The sequence below is a fragment of the Eudoraea algarum genome, from assembly GCF_050589645.1.
GTDB lineage: Bacteria > Bacteroidota > Bacteroidia > Flavobacteriales > Flavobacteriaceae > JBNGOQ01.
Genome location: NZ_JBNGOQ010000007.1, coordinates 1 through 2,500 on the forward strand (window position 1 = coordinate 1; position 2,500 = coordinate 2,500).

The following is a 2,500-nucleotide window of genomic DNA, read 5'->3' on the forward strand; positions in this document are numbered from 1 at the left end:
CATTAAAGGTTACGGTAAGGGATGGCTATGCGTCCCATTAGCTTGATGGTAGGGTAACGGCCTACCATGGCGACGATGGGTAGGGGCCCTGAGAGGGGGATCCCCCACACTGGTACTGAGACACGGACCAGACTCCTACGGGAGGCAGCAGTGAGGAATATTGGACAATGGGCGGAAGCCTGATCCAGCCATGCCGCGTGCAGGAAGACCGCCCTATGGGTCGTAAACTGCTTTTGTACGGGAAGAACAAGGGGCACGCGTGCCCTTATGACGGTACCGTAAGAATAAGGACCGGCTAACTCCGTGCCAGCAGCCGCGGTAATACGGAGGGTCCGAGCGTTATCCGGAATCATTGGGTTTAAAGGGTCCGTAGGCGGGCGATTAAGTCAGGGGTGAAATGGTGCGGCTCAACCGTAGCACTGCCTTTGATACTGGTCGTCTTGAGTCATGGTGGAGTGGCCGGAATATGTAGTGTAGCGGTGAAATGCATAGATATTACATAGAACACCGATCGCGAAGGCAGGTCACTAACCATGTACTGACGCTGATGGACGAAAGCGTGGGGAGCGAACAGGATTAGATACCCTGGTAGTCCACGCCGTAAACGATGGATACTAGCTGTCCGGCCTCCGGGCTGGGCGGCCAAGCGAAAGTGATAAGTATCCCACCTGGGGAGTACGTTCGCAAGAATGAAACTCAAAGGAATTGACGGGGGCCCGCACAAGCGGTGGAGCATGTGGTTTAATTCGATGATACGCGAGGAACCTTACCAGGGCTTAAATGCAGGATGACAGGTCTGGAGACAGACTTTTCTTCGGACATCCTGCAAGGTGCTGCATGGTTGTCGTCAGCTCGTGCCGTGAGGTGTCAGGTTAAGTCCTATAACGAGCGCAACCCCTGCCGTCAGTTGCCAGCAAGTAAAGTTGGGGACTCTGACGGGACTGCCGGTGCAAACCGCGAGGAAGGTGGGGATGACGTCAAATCATCACGGCCCTTACGTCCTGGGCTACACACGTGCTACAATGGCCGGTACAGAGAGCAGCCAGTGGGCGACCACGAGCGAATCTACAAAACCGGTCACAGTTCGGATCGGGGTCTGCAACCCGACCCCGTGAAGCTGGAATCGCTAGTAATCGGATATCAGCCATGATCCGGTGAATACGTTCCCGGGCCTTGTACACACCGCCCGTCAAGCCATGGAAGCCGGGAGTGCCTGAAGTCCGTCACCGCAAGGAGCGGCCTAGGGCAAAATCGGTAACTAGGGCTAAGTCGTAACAAGGTAGCCGTACCGGAAGGTGCGGCTGGAACACCTCCTTTCTAGAGCGGTCCCTTCGGGGGCCGGACAAGAGGCCCTTGGGCCCTTGGTCCCGTGCACTTTTGGGAAGCTTTTTTTTTTTTGTCGTTGTTGTCGGTCCAATTTTTTTATATATAAGATCTATTTTGAGCACAGTCCCGTAGCTCAGCTGGTTAGAGCGCTACACTGATAATGTAGAGGTCGGCAGTTCGAGTCTGCCCGGGACTACAAGATGGGAAGTTCATTGATTTGGAACATTGGAAATTCTGGAGGTTGAGTTGCACGTTATCGTGGACCGTTTGGGACTGTTGGCCGATAACTGTCGGCCGGCCACTGAAAAAACGGGGGATTAGCTCAGCTGGCTAGAGCGCCTGCCTTGCACGCAGGAGGTCATCGGTTCGACTCCGATATTCTCCACCAACGCCCACCATGGCGCGCTCCGATGGACAAGGTCCATATGTGAAGGGGGCGAATGGGGGCGAACGATTTAGGCAAGGGGCCTGTTGCAGGCAATTAGGGATAATTGTCCGTTGCGGCCCGCCACAACGTTCATTGACATATTGGGACAGAGCGCGTACGGTATCGGATACCGTGCGTCTCTAACATACGAAAGTAAAGTAGTACGAACAATAGAATACAAGATCTGGCGACAAGCTGGAAAAGGGCGTATGGGGAATGCCTAGGCTCTCAGAGGCGAAGAAGGACGCGATAAGCTGCGAAAAGCTGCGGGGATCGGCACATACGATATGATCCGCAGGTGTCCGAATGGGGCAACCCGGCATGTTGAAGACATGCCACGGCCGCAAGGCCGAGCGAACCCGGTGAACTGAAACATCTAAGTAGCCGGAGGAGGAGAAAACAAAAGTGATTCCGATAGTAGCGGCGAGCGAACTCGGATTAGTCCAAACCGATGTTGTTTCGGCAACATCGGGGTTGTAGGACCGCGATGTTCGGTGCGTAATGAACTGGAACCCTTTGGAAAGAGGGGCCATAGACGGTGATAGCCCGGTACAGGCAAAGATCGTTACCGATAGCGGTATCCTGAGTAGCGCGGGGCACGTGAAACCCTGTGTGAAACCGGCGGGACCATCCGCCAAGACTAAATACTCCTGAGAGACCGATAGTGAACAAGTACCGTGAGGGAAAGGTGAAAAGAACCCCGAACAGGGGAGTGAAAGAGATCCTGAAACCATACGCCTACAAGCG

At 54.6% G+C, this 2,500-nt stretch carries 2 tRNA genes and 2 rRNA genes (1 of these 4 cut by a window edge); all 4 read left to right on the forward strand.

The features are described 5' to 3' along the window. A 16S ribosomal RNA gene (locus ACRD67_RS20605) occupies positions 1 to 1,317 on the forward strand; the annotation flags it as partial. Positions 1,318 to 1,448: 131 nt separating this feature from the next. Then, positions 1,449 to 1,522 (forward strand) — tRNA-Ile (locus ACRD67_RS20610). Between the two features lie 115 nt (positions 1,523 to 1,637). Further along, positions 1,638 to 1,714 (forward strand) — tRNA-Ala (locus ACRD67_RS20615). Positions 1,715 to 1,941: 227 nt separating this feature from the next. Continuing rightward, positions 1,942 to 2,500 (forward strand): 23S ribosomal RNA (locus ACRD67_RS20620); it runs 2,286 nt beyond the window's last position.